Source organism: Caulobacter endophyticus, assembly GCF_029543245.1.
In the GTDB taxonomy this organism is placed as follows: Bacteria; Pseudomonadota; Alphaproteobacteria; order Caulobacterales; family Caulobacteraceae; genus Caulobacter; species Caulobacter endophyticus_A.
Genome location: NZ_JARQWV010000013.1, coordinates 1 through 19,482 on the forward strand (window position 1 = coordinate 1; position 19,482 = coordinate 19,482).

The following is a 19,482-nucleotide window of genomic DNA, read 5'->3' on the forward strand; positions in this document are numbered from 1 at the left end:
CGCTTTGGCGGGGATTTTACGGGTGGGGCTGCTGGACCTCGGTAGCCCAGTCTCGCCCCCTCCACCGGCTTCGCCGGTCCCCCTCCCCCGCAAGCGGGGGAGGAGCGGGCTGCCTGGCCAGCGTCTCGAAAGCTGAGAACCTCCCCCCTCCGTCGCCTTCGGCGACACCTTCCCCGGAGGGGGAGGATCTTTCAGGCCGCCTCGGCCCTGTCATAGCGTGCTCTCGCCTCGCGGATCGCGCCGTGGTGCTCCACGGCCCAGGCGATCAGGGCGTTCAGCGGGGTCTGCAGCGACATCCCCAGGGCTGAGAGGCTGTATTCGACGCTGGGCGGCTTGGTCGGGAACACCTGGCGTTCGATCAGGCCGTCGCGCTGCAGGTCGCGCAGGGTCTGGGTCAGCATCCGCTGGGAGATGTCGGGCACGGCGCGGCGCAGGGCCCCGAACCGCTTGGGACCGATGAACAGCAGCGACAGGATCAGCGTGCTCCACTTGTCGCCCAGGTGGTCGACGACGTCGCGCACCGGGCAGTCGGCGCTGGTGAAGCCCTGGTCGCGCCAACCGTCCATAGCCTCGCACATGGCTTGCGGTGAGAGGATCGGTGGTTCCTTCAAGGTGCCTATCTCCCGGAAAACTGCCGTCTTTACGGCGCACGATCGGTCTCACATCTACACCTGGTCTCGAAAAGAGACCAGCAAAGGACGCCTTCGATGACCGCCCAGCTCTTTCCCGCCAAGCCCTTCCTGAACGACCGCCTTCTGGTGACCGGCGCCGGAGGCCAGCTGGGCCGCCGCGTGGTCGAACTGCTGCTGGAGGCCGGCGCCCCGCACGTGATCGCCACCACCCGCGACCCCGCCAAGCTGGCCGACCTGGCGGCCAAGGGCGTCGAAGTGCGCGCCGCCGACTTCGACGACCCGGCCTCGCTGGAGACCGCCTTCGCCGGCGTCGACCGCCTGCTGCTGGTCAGCACCGACGCGCTGGACAAGCCCGGCCGCCGCATCGCCCAGCACCGCGCCGCCGTGGCCGCGGCCGTCAAGGCCGGCGTCAAGCACATCGCCTACACCTCGGCCCCCGGCGTGCGCCCGCAGGCGCAAGGGCTGGACGACCACTTCTGGACCGAGGCGGCGATCTTCGCGCAGGCCTCGCTCGACTGGACCATCCTGCGCCACCACCTCTATGCCGAGACGATCCTGATGGGCGCGGGCCAGGCCCTGGCCAGCGGGACCCTCTACACGGCCACCGCCGGCAAGGGCCGCGCCTATGTCACCCGCGAGGACTGCGCCCGCGCCGACGTCGCCGCCCTGCTGGGCGCGGAAGGCCGCCAAGTCCTCGAAGTGACGGGCCCCGAGGCGGTCACCCAGGACCAGCTGGCCGCCCTGCTGGCGCAGGTCTCGGGCAAGCCGGTGGCCCATCAGGATATCCCGCTGGACGCCCTGCGCGCGGGCCTGGCGGGCGCGGGTCTGCCGCCGGCCTATGTGGAGCTGCTGGCCGTATTCGATCACGACACAGCCGAGGGCCGCCACGCCGTGCTCACCGACACCGTCGAAAGCCTGACCGGCAAGGCGCCGACCTCGGTCGCGACCTTCCTCGCCGGCCAGAAGGCGGCGCTGGCCTAGAGAACAAGCGGAACGGTCTGCGGCGTCGCGGGGTTTCTAGCGGGTCCAATTCCACTCCCCCAGAAGGAGGAAGACCCATGAAAGTCAGCGACGCCATGACCAGCCAGGTCTCGGTCGCCCGTCCCGGCGACAGCATCCGCAAGGTCGCCGAAGTGATGGCCAAGATCGACAGCGGCGTGGTGCCGGTGGTCGACAACGGCAAGGTCCTGGGCCTGGTCACCGACCGCGACATCGTGCTGCGCGTGGTGGCCGAGGGCCGCAGCTTCGACAGCCCCGTCTCCGAGGTGATGAGCGACGGCGAGGTGCTGTCGGTCAAGGAAGACGACATCCTGGCCGACGCCACCGCCAAGATGGCCAACAACCAGGTCCGCCGCCTGGTGGTGCTCAACGAGAGCGGAAACCTGACCGGCATCCTGTCGCTGGGCGACGTGGCCAAGGACTACGGCGCCAAGCAGGTCGGCAGGACGTTGGAGGAGATTTCGCAGGAGCCCGGCGAGGCGGCGCACTGATTTTCCCCTCTCCCGGAGGGGAGAGGGAGGGGCCCAGGCGATAGCCTGGGAGGGTGAGGGGTGACGGCGCCTGACGTCGTGCCGGCACGCCGTCCTCGGTCCCTAACCCCTCATCCTCCCACGCCTTGCGGCGCGGGCCCCTCCTTCTCCCTCTGGGAGAAGGTTTGGGAAGGCCAAAAGAAAAAGGGCGGCTCCTTTCGGGGCCGCCCTTCGTCGTATCGAGGTGTCGAACCGGTCTTAGACCAGCGACGGGTCGATGGCCTTGCAGGCTTCCATCAGGCCCTGGACCGACTCCACCGACTTGGCGAACATCGCCTTTTCGGCGTCGTTGGTTTCGAACTCGACGATCTTCTCGGCGCCGGCGGCGCCGATGACGACCGGCACGCCGACGTACAGGCCCGACAGGCCGTATTCGCCGTTCAGGAAGGTGGCGCACGGCAGGACGCGCTTCTTGTCCTTCAGGTAGCTGGTGGCCATGGCGATGGCGCTTTCAGCCGGGGCGTAGAAGGCCGAGCCGGTCTTCAGCAGGGCGACGATCTCGCCGCCGCCCTTGCGGGTGCGCTCGACGATGGCGTCCAGTTCTTCCTGGGTCAGGAAGCCGGCCTTCACGGCGTCCGGCAGCGGCAGGCCGCCGACGGTCGAGTGACGGACCATCGGGACCATGTCGTCGCCGTGGCCGCCCAGGGTCCAGGCGTGGATGTCTTCGACCGACACGCCGGTCTTTTCGGCCAGGAAGTAGGCGAAGCGCGCCGAGTCCAGGACGCCGGCCATGCCGATGACCTTTTCCTTCGGCAGGCCCGAGAACTGCTGCAGGGCCCAGACCATCGCGTCGAGCGGGTTGGTGATGCAGATGACGAAGGCGTTCGGGGCGTGGGCCTTGATGCCTTCGCCGACGGCCTTCATGACCTTCAGGTTGATGCCCAGCAGGTCGTCGCGGCTCATGCCCGGCTTGCGCGGCACGCCGGCGGTCACGATGCAGACGTCGGCGCCGGCGATGTCGGCGTAGTCGTTGGCGCCCTTCAGGGCCACGTCCTTGCCGAACACGGCCGAGGCTTCGGCGATGTCGAGCGCCTTGCCCTGCGGGGTGCCTTCGGCGATGTCGAACAGGATCACGTCGCCCAGCTCTTCGCGAGCGGCGATGTGGGCCAGGGTGCCGCCGATCATGCCGGCGCCGATAAGGGCGATCTTCGCGCGAGCCATGGGGTCTCCATCAGGCTGTGGACAGGAAATGTCGGGGCGCGGTCTACGCCCCTCGCGGCTCAGTCTCAAGCCCCCTTTCCCGTTTCGCTGCGCTGCGGCAAAACGATCACAACAAACACAAGGAGAGGCGCCGTGAGCAAGACCGATCCTGGGAGCTTTTTCGAGGACTTCCGCGTCGGCCAGGTGCTGGTCCACGCTACGCCGCGCACGGTGACCGCCGGCGACGTCGCGCTTTACACGGCGCTCTACGGACCGCGGTTTTCGCTTTTCTCGTCAGACGAATTCGCGCGGGCCAGCGGCCTGGCCGCAGCGCCGGTCGACCCGCTGGTCGCCTTCCACGTCGTCTTCGGCAAGACCGTTCCCGACATCAGCCTGAACGCCGTGGCCAATCTGGGCTATGCCGAGGGCCGGTTCCTGGCCCCGGTGTTTCCAGGCGACACCGTGGCGGCGACCTCGGAGGTGATCGGGGTCAAGGAGAACTCCAACGGCAAAACCGGCGTCGTCTATGTGCGCACCACCGGGACCAACCAGCGCGGCGAGGCGGTGCTGAGCTATGTGCGCTGGGTGATGGTGCGAAAGCGCGACCCGGCGACCGTGGTCGAGGGGCAGACGGTTCCGGACCTGGCCAAGGCGGTGGCGCCACAGGACCTGGTGGTTCCCCCGGGGCTGGATTTCTCGGCCTACGACTGGGCCCTGGCCGGCGCGCCGCACGCCTTCGAGGACTACGCGGTCGGCGAGAAGATCGACCATGTCGACGGCATGGCGGTGGAAGAGGCCGAGCACCAGATGGCCACGCGCCTGTGGCAGAACACCGCCAAGGTGCACTTCAACCAGTTCGAACGGAGCAAGGACCCGTCGGGCCGCCGCCTCGTCTATGGCGGGGTGGTGATCTCGACGGCCAAGGCCCTGTCTTTCAACGGGCTGCAGAACGCCGGCCTGATCCTGGGGATCAACGGCGGCCGCCACGTGGCGCCGTTCTTCGCGGGCTCGACGGCGTTCGCCTGGAGCCAGGTGCTGGACAAGGCGGATCTGGGAGCGCTCGGCGCCCTGCGGTTGCGGCTGGTCGCCACCAGGGACAGGCCGTGTACGGATTTCCCAGACAAGGATCCCGAGGGCGTCTATGACCCGGCGGTGATCCTGGATTTCGACTACTGGGCGGGGGTCCCCAAGCGTGGCTGATTTTTCTCTGCACCCGGCCTTCCCGGCCAGCTCGCACGCGGTCGGCGAGCTGGAACTGTGCCACGTGCGCCTGCACGACGACGCCCGCTATCCGTGGCTGGTGCTGATCCCCCGCGCCGACGGCCTGGTCGAGATCGAGGACCTGTCGCCGGAGGGCCGCGCGGCCCTGACCGAGGAAGCCGTCGCCGCCAGCGCGGCCGTGCGGGCCGTGGCCAAGGTGCTGGGCCTGGCGATCGACAAGCTGAACCTCGGGGCCCTGGGCAACGTCACCCCGCAACTGCACGTCCACGTGCTGGGCCGCCGCGCCGGCGATCCGGCCTGGCCGGGTCCGGTGTGGGGTCACAGCGCCGGCGTTCCCTATCCCGAGGACGTGCGCGCCGCGGCGATCGCGGCGGCGCGGAAGGCGCTCAACCTCTGACCCCTCTCCCCTTGCGGGAGAGGGTGGCCCGCGTAGCGGGTCGGGTGAGGGGTCTCTCAGAACTATCGGACAGGGCTTTCGACCCCTCATCCGTCGGCTATCGCCGACACCTTCTCCCGCAAGGGGAGAAGGATCAGAGCAACGTCGCCACACCCAGCCCTGCGGCGAAGGCCAGGGCGGCGGCGGCCGCGCCGGCCAGGACCCACGGCCACACGGGGCGCTTTTCCACGACCACCGCCGGAGGCGCCGGCGGCTGTTCGGCGTAGCGGGCCATGGCTTTCAGGGCGCGCAGGGCCTCGTCGGCCAGTTCCTTCATCCGCGCCACCGGCGACAGCTCGCGGGCGATCCAGCGGCGGACGACGGGATCGGAGGCCGCCCACAGGTCGTGGGCCGGGTCGATGCGGCGGGCCACGCCCTCGACCGTGACCATGGTCTTCTGCAGCAGCACAAGCTCGGGCCGCAGGGCCATCTCGAACAGGGCGGTGATCTCGAACAGCTGCGCCAGCAGCTTGCCCATCGACACCTGGCGGGCGTCGCGGCCGAAGACGGGCTCGCCGACGGCGCGCAGGGCCTGGGCGAAGGCGTCCATGTCCTGGTGGGCGGGCACATAGCCGGCGTCGAAGTGGATCTTGGCTACGCGGACGTAGTCGCGGCTGAGGAACCCATAGAGGATCTCGGCCAGGTACTTGCGCTCGGCCGGGCCCAGGCGCCCGACGATGCCGTAGTCGACGGCGGTGATGGCGGCCGGGGCGCTGACGAACAGGTTGCCCTCGTGCAGGTCGGCGTGGAACAGGCCGTGGTCCAGCGCCTGGGCCAGGAAGCCGCGGGTGACGTTGTCGGCCAGGGCCTTGCGGTCGAGGCCCTCCTGCTCCAGCGCCTTGGCATCCGACAGCGGCACGCCCGGCGCCCAGGCCAGGGTCAGCACCCGCTTGCCGACGCCGTCCCAGACCACCGCCGGGGCGCGCATGTGGGTGTCCAGCGCCATGGCCTCGCCCAACTCGGCGCAGCCGGCGGCCTCGAAGCGCAGGTCCATTTCCAGGTCGAGCGCGCGGATCACCACCTCGACGAACTCGCGCGGACGCAGGCGGCGGGCGGCGGGAACCAGGCGATGAGCCAGATCGGCGGCCAGACGCAGGGTGGCGCTGTCCTCGGCCACGCGGCGCTCGATGCCCGGACGCAGCACCTTCACGGCGACCTTGGCGCCGTCCAGCAGGGTCGCCTCGTGGGCCTGGGCCAGCGAGGCCGCGCCGACCGGCTCGCCGAAGCTGGCGTAGAGGCTGTCGATCGGCCGGGCCAGGCTGCGCTCGACCTCGGCCCGCGCGATCGCGGTCGGGAACGGCGCCAGGCGGTCCTTCAGGTGCGACAGGTCCTCGGCGAAGGTCGCGCCGAAGATGTCGGCCCGCGTCGACAGGAACTGGCCCATCTTGATGGCGACGGGGCCCAGACCTTCCAGTGCGCGGGCCAGGCGCTCGCCCGGACGGCCTTTACGGGTCTTGCCGCCGGCGAACAGGCGCAGGAACCGGCCGGCCAGCTTGGCCGACGGCGGCAGCAGCGGCTCGACCTCTTTGGGAACCAGGGCGTCGGCGCGCACCAGGCGCCAGCCGGCGCCGATCAGGCGGACGAACGCGGACAGTCGCTGCATGGGCTCTAGAGCGCCCAGCCCTGGTGCAGGGCCGCCACGCCGCCGGTGAAGTTGGTGTAGGTGGCGCGCTTGAAGCCGGCGGCCTCGATCATCGACAGGAAGGTCTTCTGGTCGGGGAAGCGGCGGATGCTTTCGACCAGGTACTGGTAGGCGTCGCGGTCCTTGGCGACCCATTCGCCGACCTGAGGGATGACCTTGAAGCTGTAGGCGTCGTAGGCTTTCGCGAGCGCTTCGGTGGCCGGACGCGAGAACTCCAGGCACAGGAAACGGCCGCCGGGCTTCAGCACGCGGCGCGCTTCGCGCAGGGCCGCGTCGATGTCGGTGACGTTGCGGATGCCGAACGAGATCACATAGGCGTCGGCATAGGCGTCGGGCAGCGGCAGGCGTTGAGCGTCGCCCACGGTCCAGGTGATCTCGGGCTCGCCGCCCTTCTCGATCCCGGCCATGATCATCTCGGCGTTGTAGTCGATGATGTTGATGGTCGCGTCGGGGCCGCCGCGGCGCTGCTGTGCGGAACGAGCCATCTTGGCGAAGCGGCGGGCCATGTCGCCGGTGCCGCCGGCGCAGTCGATGATGATCTCGCCCGGCTGCGGGTTGAGGCGGGCGGCGACCGCGTCCTTCCAGAGACGGTGCACGCCGCCGCTCATCAGGTCGTTCATCAGGTCGTAGTTCTTGGCGACACGGTCGAAGACCCCGCGCACCAGACCTGCCTTCAGGGCGGGGTCCACGTCCTTGAATCCGAAAGTGGCGGAGGGCTTGCTCATGACGTCTACGGGTCGGGCTCTCTATATGATCTTCGCCTATTAGACCGCGTCTCGCGCCGCGTCATCGTTTTAAGGGGTCTTCCTTGCCCGAACTGCCCGAAGTCGAGACCGTCCGCCGCGGACTCGAGCCCGTCCTGTCCGGCGCGCGCCTGTCTCGCGTACGCGCCAACCGCCCCGACCTGCGCTTTCCCCTGCCCGACGGCTTCGTCCAGCGGCTGACCGGCGCGAGAATCCTGCGGCTGGAGCGGCGGGCCAAGTACCTGCTGGCGCCGCTGGATCGCGGCGACACCCTGGTGATGCACCTGGGGATGACCGGAAGGTTCGAGATCGCGGCGCCCGAAGGATCGGTGAGGCCCGGCGACTTCGCCCGCGAGGTCAAGCCGGACGACAAGCACGCCCACGTGGTCTTCGAGACCGAGGAGGGCGCGACCGTCACCTATTACGACCCCCGCCGGTTCGGCTTCATGGACCTGATCGCCACGGACCGCGTCGACCGCCACCCGTGGTTCGCGACCATGGGACCGGAACCCTTGAGCGACGCCTTCGACGCCAAGACGCTCGTGAAGGCCTTCGGCGGCCGCAAGCAGGGGCCCAAGACCCTGCTGCTGGACCAGAAGACGGTGGCGGGCCTGGGCAACATCTATGTCTGCGAGGCGCTGCACCGCTCGGGCATCTCGCCGTTCAAGCCCTCGGGCCAGATCGCCGGCAAGCGACTGGGTCCGCTGACGGCAGCCATCAAGGACGTGCTGGCCGAGGCGGTGGAGGTCGGCGGTTCGTCACTGAAGGACTTCGCCGCCGCCGACGGGGCGCTGGGCTATTTCCAGCACCGCTTCCGGGTCTATGACCGCGAGGGCGAGCCCTGCCCCACCCCCGGCTGCAAGGGGGTGATCGCCCGCGAGGTGCAGGCCGGGCGCTCAACCTTTTTCTGCCCCGTTTGTCAGAAATGACCCTGGCCGCGCCTGCTCCGCTTGCGGCGCGACATATCGGTTTGGCGTGATGTTCCGTTCCCTTCTCGTCGCCCTGGCCGCCTTGCTGGCCACGCCCGCCCTGGCTGCGCCGCCGGTGTGGACGGTGCGCGACGCGGATTCCGAGATCGTGCTGTTCGGCTCGATGCACGTGCTGCCCAGGGACCTCGACTGGAAGCCGCCGGCCCTGGACGCCGCCCTCGCCCAGGCCGACGACCTGTGGTTCGAGGTTCCGATGGACGCGGCCGCCGACCGGCGGATGCAGGACCTGGCCGGCGCCTATGGCCTGCTGCCGCCGGGCCAGACCCTGACCTCGCGGCTGAAGCCCCGCGCCGCCGCCCGGCTGCGCAAGCTGGCGGATCGCCTGGACGTGCCAATGAGCGAACTGGAACGCCTCAAGCCGTGGATGGCCGAGGTGCGGCTGACCACGGCCGCCTTCGCCCAGGACAAAGGCCTGGCCGAGGACGGGGTCGAGCGGCGGCTGCAGGCGGCCGCCCCGCCCAAGGTCGCGCGCAAGGCCTTCGAGACCCCCGACGAGCAGATGGCCCTGTTCGCCGGCGCCTCCGAGACCGACCAGGTGCGGACCCTGAACGCCACGGTCAAACAGCTGGAAAAAGACCCCGGCGCCTATCGCCGGCTGGTGGCCGCCTGGTCGCAGGGCGATCAGAAGGCGCTGGAGCGCGCCGTGGTCGGCGGAATGCGGAAATCTTCGCCCGCCCTCTATCGTCGGTTCATCGTCGAGCGTAACGCACGGTGGATGGACGCCCTGCAAGCGCGCCTGGCCGGATCGGGCCGGACGGTGGTGGTGGTCGGCGCGGGGCACCTTCTGGGTCCCGACGGCCTGCCGGCCCGCCTGCGCGCCCTGGGCTACGATGTCGAAGGGCCGCGCTAGACGGCCAGGAATGAGGAAGGACGGCCGATGGCCTTTGAGACCCTGATCGTCGAACGCCCCGAAACCGCGCCCGGCGTGGCCCTGATCCGCCTGAACCGGCCCGAGGCCCTGAACGCCCTCAACAGCGTTCTGCTGACCGAGCTGGGCCAGGCCCTGGCCCAGGCCCAGGGCGACGACACGGTGGGCTGCATCGTGCTGACCGGCTCGCCCAAGGCCTTCGCCGCCGGGGCCGACATCAAGGAGATGTCGGACAAGTCCTATGCCGACATGTTCAAGGCCGACTTCTTCACGGCCCAGGCCCGGGCCATCGAGACGGTGCGCAAGCCGATCATCGCCGCGGTCTCCGGCTACGCCTTGGGCGGCGGCTGCGAGCTGGCGATGATGTGCGACTTCATCCTGGCCGCCGACACCGCCAAGTTCGGCCAGCCCGAAATCAATCTGGGCGTCGCGCCCGGCATCGGCGGCACCCAGCGCCTGACCCGCCTGGTCGGCAAGTCCAAGGCCATGGACATGATCCTGACCGGCCGGATGATGGACGCCGAGGAAGCCGAGCGCGCGGGCCTGGTCTCGCGGATCTTCCCGGCCGACCAGCTGGTCGACGAGGCCGTGAAGGTCGCCGCCAGGATCGCCGCCCAGTCGCCCCTGGCCACGGCCATGAACAAGGAACTGGTCAACGCCGCCTACGAGACCACCCTGACCACGGGCGTGGCGCTGGAGCGGCGGCTGTTCCACTCGCTGTTCGCCTTCGACGACCAGAAGGAGGGCATGGCCGCCTTCGTCGAGAAGCGCAAACCCGCGTTCAAGGGTTCGTGACGCGCCGGTCGCTCGCCGGGCGAAGATTCCCATTGTGGATGGATTGACCGGTCGGCGGGCTTCCCGTATATCCGCGCGCTCTTGATTTCACCTGCTTCGCGGCCGCCCGCGCGGCCGTCCGTTTGAAGGTCCTATCCATGGCCAATAATCCCGGCGCCAAGAAAGCGATCCGCAAGATCGCCCGTCGCACCGAAGTGAACACCGCTCGTCGTTCGCGCGTCCGCACCTTCCTGCGCAAGTTCGAAGACGCCATCGCCAAGGGCGACGTCGCCGTCGCCAAGGCCGCGTTCATCGAGGCTCAATCGGAGCTGATGCGCGCCGTCTCGAAGGGCGTCGTTCACCCGAACACGGGTTCGCGCAAGGTGTCGCGCCTGGCCGCCCGTCTGAAGAAGCTGGATAAGGCCGCCGCCTAAGTCCAGATCGCGAACGAACACCGTTCGTTCAGCGAAATCAAAGACTTGTAGAAGCCGATCGAGGCAACTCGGTCGGCTTTTGCTTTGTCTATGTACTCCTTTACCTGCCCCCCGGCTCGTCGAACGAAAGTCTTCAAAACGGCTTTCCCTTGACGGGCGAGGCGGTGTCGCGAGTCAACAGAAATATCCGCGATCGGACGCAAGTTTTCCGTTTGACCGGCCCGGGCCGGTGGCTAGTTTAAAGGTCTCAGCGCTCTCCCAGTCTTGTGACGACAGCGGCGGCGGCGGACACCATGCGTTCGCCGGTTAAGCCCCTGTGTGTCCTCAATAAATGCGGGGGGAGAGTTTCTGAGCTCGGTCGTGCGCCATGGGGGGCTTGCGACCGGCAAATCTGTAATTGTGTGTATGCAGGCGCGAGGCGGTGAACTGATGTCGATCAAGGTCGGGGCGGCCAGTCAGGAATTGTCGGCGGCGTATGCCGCCGTCACGCGCGAGCCTGCCGGCATCGTGTGGAATAAGGTCTGCGTCTCCCTGAAGCGCGAGCTGGGCGACGCCGCCTTCGGCTCGTGGATCGCGCCCGCGGTGCTGCGCGAGACGCAAGCCGGCGACGTCGTGCTCGTCACCCCCACCGGCATCGCGCGCGACTGGATCCGTCGCAGCGCCTGGCGCCGCATCGGCGAGCTTTGGGCCGCCGGCGACGCCGTGGGCCGCCGCCTGGACCTGAAGTCGCGCCTCGAATTCGAAGCCTCGGCCGACGCCGCCTCGGCCACGACCGGCGCCGTCTATGTCGAGGCCAAGCCGCAGCCGATCGAGATCGTGCTGCCGGTCTCCAGCGACGTTCCCGCCGCCGCGGCCCCCGTCGCCGGCAAGACCTCGCCGATCCAGGGCCTGCAGGAACGCTTCACGTTCGACAGCTTCGTTCCGGGCCCCGCCAACGAATTCGCCCACGCCGTGGCGCGCCGCGTCGCCAGCTGGGCCGACGGCCACTTCAACCCGGTGCTGTTCCACGGCCCCTACGGCTTCGGCAAGACGCACCTGCTGAACGCCCTGGCCTGGGAGGCCATGCGCGCCGCCCCGAACAAGCGCGTCGTGTACCTGACCGCCGAGCGCTTCCTGTCGACCTTCGTCCGCGCGGTCATGGATCGCCAGACCACGGCCTTCAAGGACGAGCTGCGCGGCGCCGACCTCTTGATCATCGACGACGTGCACTTCATCGCCGGCAAGCAGTCGAGCCAGGAAGAGCTCTTCCACACCCTGACCGCCCTCGTCGAGGACGGCCGCCGGGTGGTGTTCTCGGCCGACCGTCCGCCCTCGGCCATGACCGAGATGGACGCACGCCTGCGCTCGCACCTGTCGGCGGGCCTGGTCTGCGGCATGGAGCCGGCCGACCGCTCGCTGCGCCTGGGCATCCTGGAGCGCAAGATCGAGGCCCTCGGCCGCGCCCAAGGCTTCACCGGCTCGGTGCGCCCCGAAGTGCTGCAATTCCTGGCCGACCGCTTCACCGACAGCGTCCGCGAGCTGGAAGGGGCGCTCAACACCCTGACCGCCCGCGCCGGCGAGCGCCTGTCGCGCCTGTCGCTGGATGAAGTCCAGGCGATCCTGCGCCCGCACCTGCGCGGCGGCGAAAAGCGGATCACCATCGACGACATCCAGAAGGCGACGTCCGAGCACTACGGCATGAAGCAGGCCGACCTGCTCAGCGAGCGCCGCAACCGCGCCATCGCCCGTCCGCGCCAGGCCGCCATGTGGCTGGCCAAGCAGCTGACCACCCGTTCGCTGCCGGACATCGGCCGTCGCTTCGGCGGTCGCGACCACACCACCGTGCTGCACGCCGTGCGCCGCATCGAGGCCCTGCGCCAGGAAGACGCCGTGCTCAGCCAGGACCTGGAAACCATCACCCGCAAGCTGCGCGGCTGATCAGGGCTTCACAGGTCGACCGAAGGGGCCGCTCCGCAAGGGGCGGCCCTTTTCGTTTGGTCATGGCCCTTCTCCCCTTGCGGGAGAAGGTGGCGGCCGAAGGCCGACGGATGAGGGGTCGATAGTCCTGTCGGTTTAGCGACCCGCCTCAACCGCCGCACGCGGCTTTGAGTTTTGAGAGACCCCTCACCCGACCCGCTTCGCGGGCCACCCTCTCCCGCAAGGGGAGAGGGAAGTGCTAAGCCGCCCGCGCCCGCCTGAGGGTCAGGTTGATCCGCCCTCCCCCTGGCACGAGCCGCGAGGAGCCCGGCAGGATGCGGTCGACGCCGTGAAAGGCCAGGCGCGCGGGGCCGGACAGCCGGCAGACGTCGCCGGACGACAGGCGCAACGAGCGGGTCGGATCCTTCCGTGACGTTCCCCCGATGCGGAACACCGCCGTGTCGCCCAGCGAGATCGACAGCACCGGAAAGCGCGGGTCGGCCTCGTCGCGGTCCTGGTGCAGGCCCATGCGGGCCTCGGGGCTGTAGAAATTGACCAGGCAGGCGTCGGGCGGAACCTCCGGATCGCCCAGCGCCGCCCAAAGATCGAGCAGCGCCTGGGGCATCGCCGGCCAGGCCGCGCCGGTCCCGGGGTGACGGTCGGCGTAGCGATAGCCGGCCGCGTCGCTGGTCCAGCCCAGGGGGCCCAGGCTGGTCATCGCCACGCTCATCGCCTTGCCGTAGGGCGTTGCGTAATTGGCCGGCGGCGCGATCGCCGCGGCCGCCAGCACGATCTCGACGAGGGCGCGCTGGGCGTCCGGCGACAGCAGGCCGGGCCAGAGATCGAAACCGGGGACGAGGCTGACGGGGGTCATCATTACGCGGAATTAATGCCTGTGGACGGGCGGATGGGTGTTGGTTCGCGCCTTCGCGGGTTTCTCCGCACGATCATTCCATACCAGGGCCGTTCATGCGTCGTCTTCTGTCCACCGCCGCCGCGGTCACGCTGCTTCTCGCCTCGGGGACCGCCCTCGCCGCTCCGGCCGCTTCGGGCTCGAAAGGCGCGACGCCGGCCACCGTCACCACCCAGCTGCCGCGCAACGCCCATCCCACCCACTACGACCTCGCCTTCACGCCCGACGCCAAGGCGATGAGCTTCACCGCCTCGGTGAAGATCGCCGTCGAGGTGACCGAGCCGACCGCGACCATCACGCTGCAGGCGGCCGAGCTGACGTTCGCGAAAGCCACGATCGACGGCAAGCCGGCGACCATCAAGGTCGACGAGGACGCACAGACGGCGGCCTTCACCGTCAAGGCGCCGCTGGCCAAGGGCAAGCACGTGCTGGCCATCGACTACGCCGGCAAGATCTACACCCAGGCCGCGGGCCTGTTCGCCCTCGACTACGACACCGAGGAAGGGCAGAGGCGCGCCCTCTACACCCAGTTCGAGAACTCCGACGCCCGCCGGTTCATCCCCTCGTGGGACGAGCCGTTCCATAAGGCGACGTTCAGCGTCGAGGCGACGATCCCGACCGGCCAGATGGCCCTCTCCAACATGCCGATCGCCAAGAGCGTCAACCTGGGCGACGGCAAGACGAAGGTGACCTTCGCGACCTCGCCGAAGATGTCGACCTACCTGCTGTTCTTCGGCCTGGGCGAGTTCGAGCGGGCCAGCATCAAGACCGCCGGCGTCGACATCGGCGTGGTGACCAAGAAGGGCGACCTGGCCAAGGCGAAGTTCGCGCTGGAGTCGGCCGGCCCGATGACGGCCTGGTACAACGACTATTTCGGCGTGAACTATCCCCTGCCGGCGCTGGACCACATCGCCGCCCCCGGCCGCAGCCAGTTCTTCAGCGCCATGGAGAACTGGGGGGCGATCTTCTACTTCGAATACGCCCTGCTGATGGATCCGAAGATCTCGACCCAGCGCGACGCCCAGAACATCTACACCACCGTCGCCCACGAGACCGCCCACCAGTGGTTCGGCAACCTGGTGACCATGGCCTGGTGGGACGACCTGTGGCTCAACGAGGGCTTCGCCTCGTGGATGGAAGGCCGGGCGACCGAGAAGTTCCATCCCGAATGGAACGCCGCCCTGGCCGCCGTCGGCGGGCGCGAATACGCCATGAACCTGGACGGCCTGGTGACGACCCACCCCGTCGTGCAGCACGTCGAGACCGTCGAGCAGGCCAGCCAGGCCTTCGACGCCATCACCTATCAGAAGGGCGAGGCGGTCATCCGCATGCTCGAGGGCTATGTCGGCGAAGACGCCTGGCGCACCGGCGTGCGCGCCTACATCAAGGCCCACGCCTACGGCAACACGGTCAGCGACGATCTGTGGAAGGCGGTCGAGACCGCCGCCGGCAAGCCGATCACCGCCATCGCCCACGACTTCACCCTGCAGCCGGGCGTGCCGCTGATCCGCGTCGAGGCCGGCGCCTGCCAGGCCGGCAAGCAGGTGCTGACCCTGACCCAGGGCGAGTTCAGCAAGGACTTCCCCGACAAGACGCCCCTGGCCTGGCGCGTGCCGGTCGTCGCCAAGGCGCTGGACGGCGCCGCCGTCGCCAAGACCGTGGTCGAGGGCGGCAAGGCCAGCCTGACGGTCGAGGGCTGCGGCCCCGTGGTCGTCAACGCCGGCCAGAGCGGCTACTACCGCACCCTCTACGCCCCGGCCCAGTTCCAGCGCCTGGCGGCCGATTTCGGCAAGCTGCCGGCGATCGACCAGCTGGGCCTGCTGTCGGACGCCTGGTCGATGGGTACGGCGGGCCAGCAGTCGCCGACCGACGCCCTGGCCCTGATCGCCGCCACGCCGGCCGAGGCCGACCCGCAGGTGCTGTCCAAGGTCGCCAGCGTGCTGTCGACCATCGACGGCTATTACGAAGGCCAGCCCGAGCGCGCCGCCTTCCGCAAGCTGGCCATCGCCCGCCTGTCGCCGCTGCTGGCCCGCGTGGGCTGGGAGGCCAAGGCCGGCGAGCTCGACACCGTGGCCATCCTGCGCGGCGACCTGATCGCCACCCTGGGCGAGCTGGGCGATCCGACCGTGGTCGCCGAGGCCCGCAAGCGCTTCGCCGCCGACAAGACCGACCCGGCCGCCATCCCCGGCCCGCTGCGCAAGACGATCCTGGGCGTCGTGGCCGTCAACGCCGACGCCGCGACCTGGGACGCCATCCACGCCCAGGCCCAGGCCGAGAAGACGCCGCTGGTCCGCACCCAACTCTACAACCTGCTGGCCGCGGCCGACGACGAGGCCCTGGCCCGCAAGGCCCTGGACCTGGCCCTGACCGCCGAGCCGGGCGAGACCAACTCGGCCGGCATGATCTCGGCCGTGGCCTCGCGCCATCCGGACATGGCCTTCGACTTCGCCACGGCCCATCGCGACGCCGTCGACGCCAAGGTCGACAACAGCGCCCGCACTCGCTTCATCCCGAGCCTGGCCAAGGCCTCGGGCAAGGTCGAGACGGCCGAGAAGCTGAAGGCCTGGGCGGCCGCCAACCTCGCCGAAGGCTCGCGCAAGGAGGCCGACAAGGCGGTCTCGGCGATCGAATACCGGGCCAAGGTGCGTCGCGAGCGGCTGCCGGCGATCACCGCCTGGGTGGCCAAGGCCGGCTGAACGGAACTTTTCGCGGCGTCGGCCAAGGGTCGACTGGCCGACGCTGCGACCTTCCGTCTTGCAGATTCCCCTTCTTTCGCTGCGGGAATGGGGTTGCGGCTGCACGCGTATCCCCCATATCGGGCATCGAAGCGGGGTTGACGGGCTCGTCAACTTCGATTGAAGCCTCTCCTTTCGCCTGGTTCGTCCAGGCGGCAGGATTTTGGATCAACCCTAGACGCGACCAGACGGGGACGGACCGAGAAAAACCGGGGCGCTTCTGATAAGGCCCTTGTCACCGCCGTCCGCCATTCGAGGAGCTGCAGGCACACCACATGAGCAAGATTATCGGTATCGACCTTGGCACCACGAACTCGTGCGTGGCCATCATGGACGGCAAGAACCCGAAGGTGATCGAGAACGCCGAAGGCGCTCGCACCACCCCGTCGGTCGTCGCCTTCCTCGAGGACGGCGAGCGCCTGATCGGCCAACCCGCCAAGCGCCAGGCCGTGACCAACCCGACCAACACCCTGTTCGCCATCAAGCGCCTGATCGGCCGCAATGCGAACGACCCGGTGGTCGAGAAGGACAAGGGCATGGTGCCCTACGAGATCGTCAAGGGCCCGACCGGCGACGCCTGGGTGAAGGCCCACGGCAAGGACTACTCGCCGCAGGAAGTCTCGGCCTTCATCCTGCAGAAGATGAAGGAAGCTGCCGAAGCCCACCTCGGCGAGCCGGTGACCAAGGCGGTCATCACCGTTCCGGCCTACTTCAACGACGCCCAGCGTCAGGCGACCAAGGACGCCGGCAAGATCGCCGGCCTGGAAGTCCTGCGCATCATCAACGAGCCGACCGCGGCGGCCCTGGCCTACGGCCTGGACAAGAACGACGGCAAGAAGATCGCGGTCTACGACCTGGGCGGCGGCACCTTCGACGTCTCGATCCTGGAGATCGGCGACGGCGTGTTCGAGGTGAAGTCGACCAACGGCGACACCTTCCTGGGCGGTGAAGACTTCGACCTGCGGATCGTCGACTACCTGGCCGACGAGTTCAAGAAGGAGCAGGGCGTCGACCTGCGCAAGGACAAGCTGGCCCTCCAGCGCCTGCGCGAGGAAGCCGAGAAGGCCAAGAAGGAGCTGTCGTCGACGGCTCAGTACGAGGTCAACCTGCCGTTCATCAGCATGAACGCCTCGGGCCCGCTGCACCTGAACATCAAGCTGTCGCGCTCCAAGCTCGAAGCCCTGGTCGACGACCTGATCGCCCGCACCATCGGTCCGTGCGAACAGGCTCTGAAGGACGCCGGCCTGAAGAAGAGCGACATCGACGAAGTGATCCTGGTCGGCGGCATGAGCCGCATGCCCAAGGTCCAGCAGGCGGTGCAGGACTTCTTCGGTCGCGAACCCCACAAGGGCGTGAACCCCGACGAAGTCGTGGCGCTGGGCGCGGCCGTTCAGGCCGGCGTGCTGCAAGGCGACGTCAAGGACGTGCTGCTGCTCGACGTGACCCCGCTGACCCTGGGCATCGAGACCCTCGGCGGCGTGTTCACCCCGCTGATCGAGCGCAACACCACGATCCCGACCAAGCGCTCGCAGACCTTCTCGACCGCTGACGACAACCAGTCGGCCGTGACCATCCGCGTGTTCCAGGGCGAACGCCCGATGGCCGTGGACAACAAGATCCTGGGCCAGTTCGACCTGGTGGGCATCCCGCCGGCGCCGCGCGGCGTGCCGCAGATCGAGGTCACCTTCGACATCGACGCCAACGGCATCGTCCAGGTCCACGCCAAGGACAAGGCGACCAACAAGGAGCACTCGATCCGCATCCAGGCCAACGGCGGCCTCTCGGACAGCGACATCGAGCGCATGGTCAAGGAAGCCGAGGCCAACAAGGCCGCGGACGAAGAAAAGAAGAAGCTGGTCGAGGCCAGGAACCAGGGCGAGGCGATCCTGCACTCGACCGAGAAGGCCCTGGCCGAGCACGGCGACAAGGTCGGCGCGGCTGAAAAAACCGCGATCGAGACCGGCGTCACCGAGCTGAAGACCGCCCTGGAAGGCGAGGACGTCGAGGCCATCCAGGCCAAGACCCAAGCCCTGATCCAGGCTTCGATGAAGCTGGGCGAGGCCATGTACGCCGCCCAGCAGGGTGGTGAAGGCGCCGAAGCCGGCGCCGAGGCCGCCGCGGACGACGGCGTCGTTGACGCCGAGTTCGAGGAAGTGGACGGCGCCGACAAGCCGGCTTCCTAAGCCATGGACGCGCCGGCGAACGTTCTTTCGAGACCCGTTCGCCGGCGCGCTCGTTTTGTGGTGCGCCCGTTTGACGCCTTGCGGCGGGGCGCCCCCTCCCCCACCTCTTTCTCGACACCCTTTGACTTGTTGAGCCTCACGGGCGCCGAACGCTGACAATGCGCGATTATTACGAAATTCTCGGCGTGACCCGGACCTGCGACGACGCGGGCCTGAAGTCCGCTTTCCGCAAGCTGGCGATGCAGCACCACCCCGACCGCAACGGCGGTTGCGAGGACGCGAGCGGCCGGTTCAAGGAAATCAACGAGGCCTATTCGGTCCTCTCCGATCCGCAGAAGCGCGCGGCCTACGACCGCTTCGGCCACGCCGGCGTCAACGGCCCGCAAGGCGGTCCCGGCGGCATGGGCGGCGGGTTCGACGCCAGCGACATCTTCGGCGACGTGTTCGGCGATGTCTTCGGCGAGATGTTCGGCGGCGGCCGTCGCCAGTCCAACGGCCCGCAGCGCGGCCAGGACCTGCGCTACGACCTGGAGATCTCCCTGGAGCAGGCCTATGCCGGCGCCGAGGTCGAGATCACCGTCCCGGCGGCCATGACCTGCGAGGTCTGCGACGGCTCGGGCGCCAAGCCCGGCACGAGCCCCACCGTCTGCGGCTCGTGCGGCGGGGCCGGCCGCGTGCGCGCCACCCAAGGCTTCTTCTCGGTCGAGCGCGCCTGCCCCCGCTGCGGCGGTTCGGGCCGCCTGGTGCTCGACCCCTGCGCCGGCTGCCATGGCCACGGCCAGGTCCGCAAGGAACGCGTCCTGTCGGTGCGCATCCCGGCCGGCGTCGACGACGGCGCCCGGATCCGCCTGGCGGGCGAAGGCGACGCGGGCGTCCGCGGCGGCCCGCGCGGCGACCTCTATCTCTTCCTGTCGGTGACCCCGCACGAGCTGTTCGAGCGCGACGGCCTGGACCTGCTCTGCACCGTGCCGGTGCCGATGACCGTGGCCGCCCTGGGCGGCGAGATCGACGCTCCGTGCCTCAAGGGCGGCGAGACCTGCGACGGCACCTGCCGCGTCAGCGTCAAGGTTCCCGAAGGCGCCCAGACCGGCAAGACCGTCCGCCTGAAGGGCAAGGGCATGCCGTCGCTGCGCAACCGCCAGCGCGGCGATCTGGTGGTCGAGCTGTTCGTCGAAACCCCGACCCACCTGTCGGCCCGCCAGAAGGAGCTCCTCAAGGAGCTGGCCGGCCTGTGCGACGACAAGCAGAATCCCAAGTCGGCCAACTTCGTCGGCAAGGCCAAGCGCTTCTGGGAAGAAGTGACGGGGAACTAGGCCCAGGGTCCCGGCCCGCACGATCGATCAAGGC

17 protein-coding genes are annotated in these 19,482 nt (G+C 69.1%); 12 read left to right on the plus strand and 5 right to left on the minus strand.

Annotation, left to right across the window (positions count from 1 at the left end; translation table 11 throughout):
* Positions 1-191: 191 nt before the first annotated feature.
* Positions 192-611 (minus strand): winged helix-turn-helix transcriptional regulator, encoded by a 420-nt coding sequence (locus tag P7A99_RS13570; protein ID WP_277794367.1) that lies wholly within the window; start codon positions 609-611, stop codon positions 192-194.
* Positions 612-707: 96 nt separating this feature from the next.
* Here P7A99_RS13570 and P7A99_RS13575 point away from each other — a divergent pair, with 96 nt between their 5' ends.
* Together P7A99_RS13575 and P7A99_RS13580 are read left to right on the plus strand one after the other, a co-directional pair.
* Positions 708-1,613 carry an NAD(P)H-binding protein gene (locus P7A99_RS13575; RefSeq protein ID WP_277794368.1) on the plus strand — a complete coding sequence of 302 codons (906 nt, stop codon included), beginning with the start codon at positions 708-710 and terminating at the stop codon, positions 1,611-1,613.
* A 77-nt stretch (positions 1,614-1,690) separates the two neighbouring features.
* Positions 1,691-2,122, plus strand: coding sequence for a CBS domain-containing protein (locus P7A99_RS13580; RefSeq protein ID WP_277794369.1), 432 nt, complete (start codon positions 1,691-1,693; stop codon positions 2,120-2,122).
* Positions 2,123-2,359: 237 nt separating this feature from the next.
* On the opposite strand, the gene mdh is transcribed toward P7A99_RS13580, so the two are convergent.
* Positions 2,360-3,322 carry a malate dehydrogenase gene (mdh, locus tag P7A99_RS13585; protein ID WP_101720443.1) on the minus strand — a complete coding sequence of 321 codons (963 nt, stop codon included), beginning with the start codon at positions 3,320-3,322 and terminating at the stop codon, positions 2,360-2,362.
* A gap of 132 nt (positions 3,323-3,454) precedes the next feature.
* Between mdh and P7A99_RS13590 the strand changes: the two genes are divergently transcribed.
* Together P7A99_RS13590 and P7A99_RS13595 are read left to right on the plus strand one after the other, a co-directional pair.
* Entirely contained in the window at positions 3,455-4,501 is a 1,047-nt protein-coding gene (locus P7A99_RS13590; protein ID WP_277794370.1) for a MaoC family dehydratase, read from the plus strand.
* Entirely contained in the window at positions 4,494-4,919 is a 426-nt protein-coding gene (locus tag P7A99_RS13595) for an HIT domain-containing protein (RefSeq protein WP_277794371.1), read from the plus strand. Before P7A99_RS13590 ends, P7A99_RS13595 begins: the two co-directional genes overlap by 8 nt.
* 133 nt (positions 4,920-5,052) lie before the next feature.
* On the opposite strand, the gene ubiB is transcribed toward P7A99_RS13595, so the two are convergent.
* Complete coding sequence (gene ubiB / locus P7A99_RS13600) at positions 5,053-6,561, minus strand: 2-polyprenylphenol 6-hydroxylase (protein ID WP_277794372.1); 1,509 nt, start codon at positions 6,559-6,561, stop codon at positions 5,053-5,055.
* A gap of 5 nt (positions 6,562-6,566) precedes the next feature.
* Complete coding sequence (locus P7A99_RS13605; protein WP_277794373.1) at positions 6,567-7,325, minus strand: class I SAM-dependent methyltransferase; 759 nt, start codon at positions 7,323-7,325, stop codon at positions 6,567-6,569.
* Between the two features lie 83 nt (positions 7,326-7,408).
* Between P7A99_RS13605 and mutM the strand changes: the two genes are divergently transcribed.
* From mutM to dnaA, 5 genes are all read left to right on the plus strand, one after another.
* Positions 7,409-8,272, plus strand: a complete 864-nt coding sequence (mutM, locus tag P7A99_RS13610) for a bifunctional DNA-formamidopyrimidine glycosylase/DNA-(apurinic or apyrimidinic site) lyase (protein WP_277794374.1) — start codon at positions 7,409-7,411, stop codon at positions 8,270-8,272.
* Between the two features lie 49 nt (positions 8,273-8,321).
* The gene (locus tag P7A99_RS13615; RefSeq protein ID WP_277794375.1) at positions 8,322-9,182 is read left to right on the plus strand and encodes a TraB/GumN family protein; all 861 of its coding nucleotides are present in this window, start codon (positions 8,322-8,324) and stop codon (positions 9,180-9,182) included.
* 27 nt (positions 9,183-9,209) lie between these two features.
* Entirely contained in the window at positions 9,210-9,995 is a 786-nt protein-coding gene (locus P7A99_RS13620) for an enoyl-CoA hydratase (RefSeq protein ID WP_277794376.1), read from the plus strand.
* Positions 9,996-10,132: 137 nt separating this feature from the next.
* Positions 10,133-10,408, plus strand: a complete 276-nt coding sequence (rpsT, locus tag P7A99_RS13625; protein WP_058347097.1) for a 30S ribosomal protein S20 — start codon at positions 10,133-10,135, stop codon at positions 10,406-10,408.
* Between the two features lie 429 nt (positions 10,409-10,837).
* Complete coding sequence (dnaA, locus tag P7A99_RS13630) at positions 10,838-12,325, plus strand: chromosomal replication initiator protein DnaA (protein WP_277794377.1); 1,488 nt, start codon at positions 10,838-10,840, stop codon at positions 12,323-12,325.
* A gap of 238 nt (positions 12,326-12,563) precedes the next feature.
* Here the strand turns inward: dnaA and P7A99_RS13635 are convergent, their stop codons facing one another.
* A complete protein-coding gene (locus P7A99_RS13635; protein ID WP_277794378.1) occupies positions 12,564-13,181 on the minus strand; it encodes an alpha-ketoglutarate-dependent dioxygenase AlkB in 618 nt (205 codons plus the stop codon).
* Positions 13,182-13,273: 92 nt separating this feature from the next.
* Between P7A99_RS13635 and P7A99_RS13640 the strand changes: the two genes are divergently transcribed.
* The 3 genes from P7A99_RS13640 (at position 13,274) to dnaJ (ending at position 19,448) form a co-directional block, all read left to right on the plus strand.
* A complete protein-coding gene (locus P7A99_RS13640) occupies positions 13,274-15,913 on the plus strand; it encodes a M1 family metallopeptidase (RefSeq protein ID WP_277794379.1) in 2,640 nt (879 codons plus the stop codon).
* A 314-nt stretch (positions 15,914-16,227) separates the two neighbouring features.
* Entirely contained in the window at positions 16,228-18,135 is a 1,908-nt protein-coding gene (gene dnaK / locus P7A99_RS13645; RefSeq protein WP_277794380.1) for a molecular chaperone DnaK, read from the plus strand.
* A gap of 158 nt (positions 18,136-18,293) precedes the next feature.
* Positions 18,294-19,448, plus strand: a complete 1,155-nt coding sequence (gene dnaJ, locus P7A99_RS13650; RefSeq protein ID WP_277794381.1) for a molecular chaperone DnaJ — start codon at positions 18,294-18,296, stop codon at positions 19,446-19,448.
* Positions 19,449-19,482: the final 34 nt, after the last annotated feature.

Bases quoted from the DNA above. Each gene is read 5' to 3' on its own strand.
- P7A99_RS13575 (WP_277794368.1), top strand. From the start codon at position 708: ATGACCGCCCAGCTCTTTCCCGCCAAGCCCTTCCTGAACGACCGCCTT.
- P7A99_RS13580 (WP_277794369.1), top strand. From the start codon at position 1,691: ATGAAAGTCAGCGACGCCATGACCAGCCAGGTCTCGGTCGCCCGTCCC.
- mdh (WP_101720443.1), bottom strand. From the start codon at position 3,322: ATGGCTCGCGCGAAGATCGCCCTTATCGGCGCCGGCATGATCGGCGGC.
- ubiB (WP_277794372.1), bottom strand. From the start codon at position 6,561: ATGCAGCGACTGTCCGCGTTCGTCCGCCTGATCGGCGCCGGCTGGCGC.
- P7A99_RS13605 (WP_277794373.1), bottom strand. From the start codon at position 7,325: ATGAGCAAGCCCTCCGCCACTTTCGGATTCAAGGACGTGGACCCCGCC.
- P7A99_RS13615 (WP_277794375.1), top strand. From the start codon at position 8,322: ATGTTCCGTTCCCTTCTCGTCGCCCTGGCCGCCTTGCTGGCCACGCCC.
- P7A99_RS13620 (WP_277794376.1), top strand. From the start codon at position 9,210: ATGGCCTTTGAGACCCTGATCGTCGAACGCCCCGAAACCGCGCCCGGC.
- rpsT (WP_058347097.1), top strand. From the start codon at position 10,133: ATGGCCAATAATCCCGGCGCCAAGAAAGCGATCCGCAAGATCGCCCGT.
- dnaA (WP_277794377.1), top strand. From the start codon at position 10,838: ATGTCGATCAAGGTCGGGGCGGCCAGTCAGGAATTGTCGGCGGCGTAT.
- P7A99_RS13635 (WP_277794378.1), bottom strand. From the start codon at position 13,181: ATGATGACCCCCGTCAGCCTCGTCCCCGGTTTCGATCTCTGGCCCGGC.
- P7A99_RS13640 (WP_277794379.1), top strand. From the start codon at position 13,274: ATGCGTCGTCTTCTGTCCACCGCCGCCGCGGTCACGCTGCTTCTCGCC.
- dnaK (WP_277794380.1), top strand. From the start codon at position 16,228: ATGAGCAAGATTATCGGTATCGACCTTGGCACCACGAACTCGTGCGTG.
- dnaJ (WP_277794381.1), top strand. From the start codon at position 18,294: ATGCGCGATTATTACGAAATTCTCGGCGTGACCCGGACCTGCGACGAC.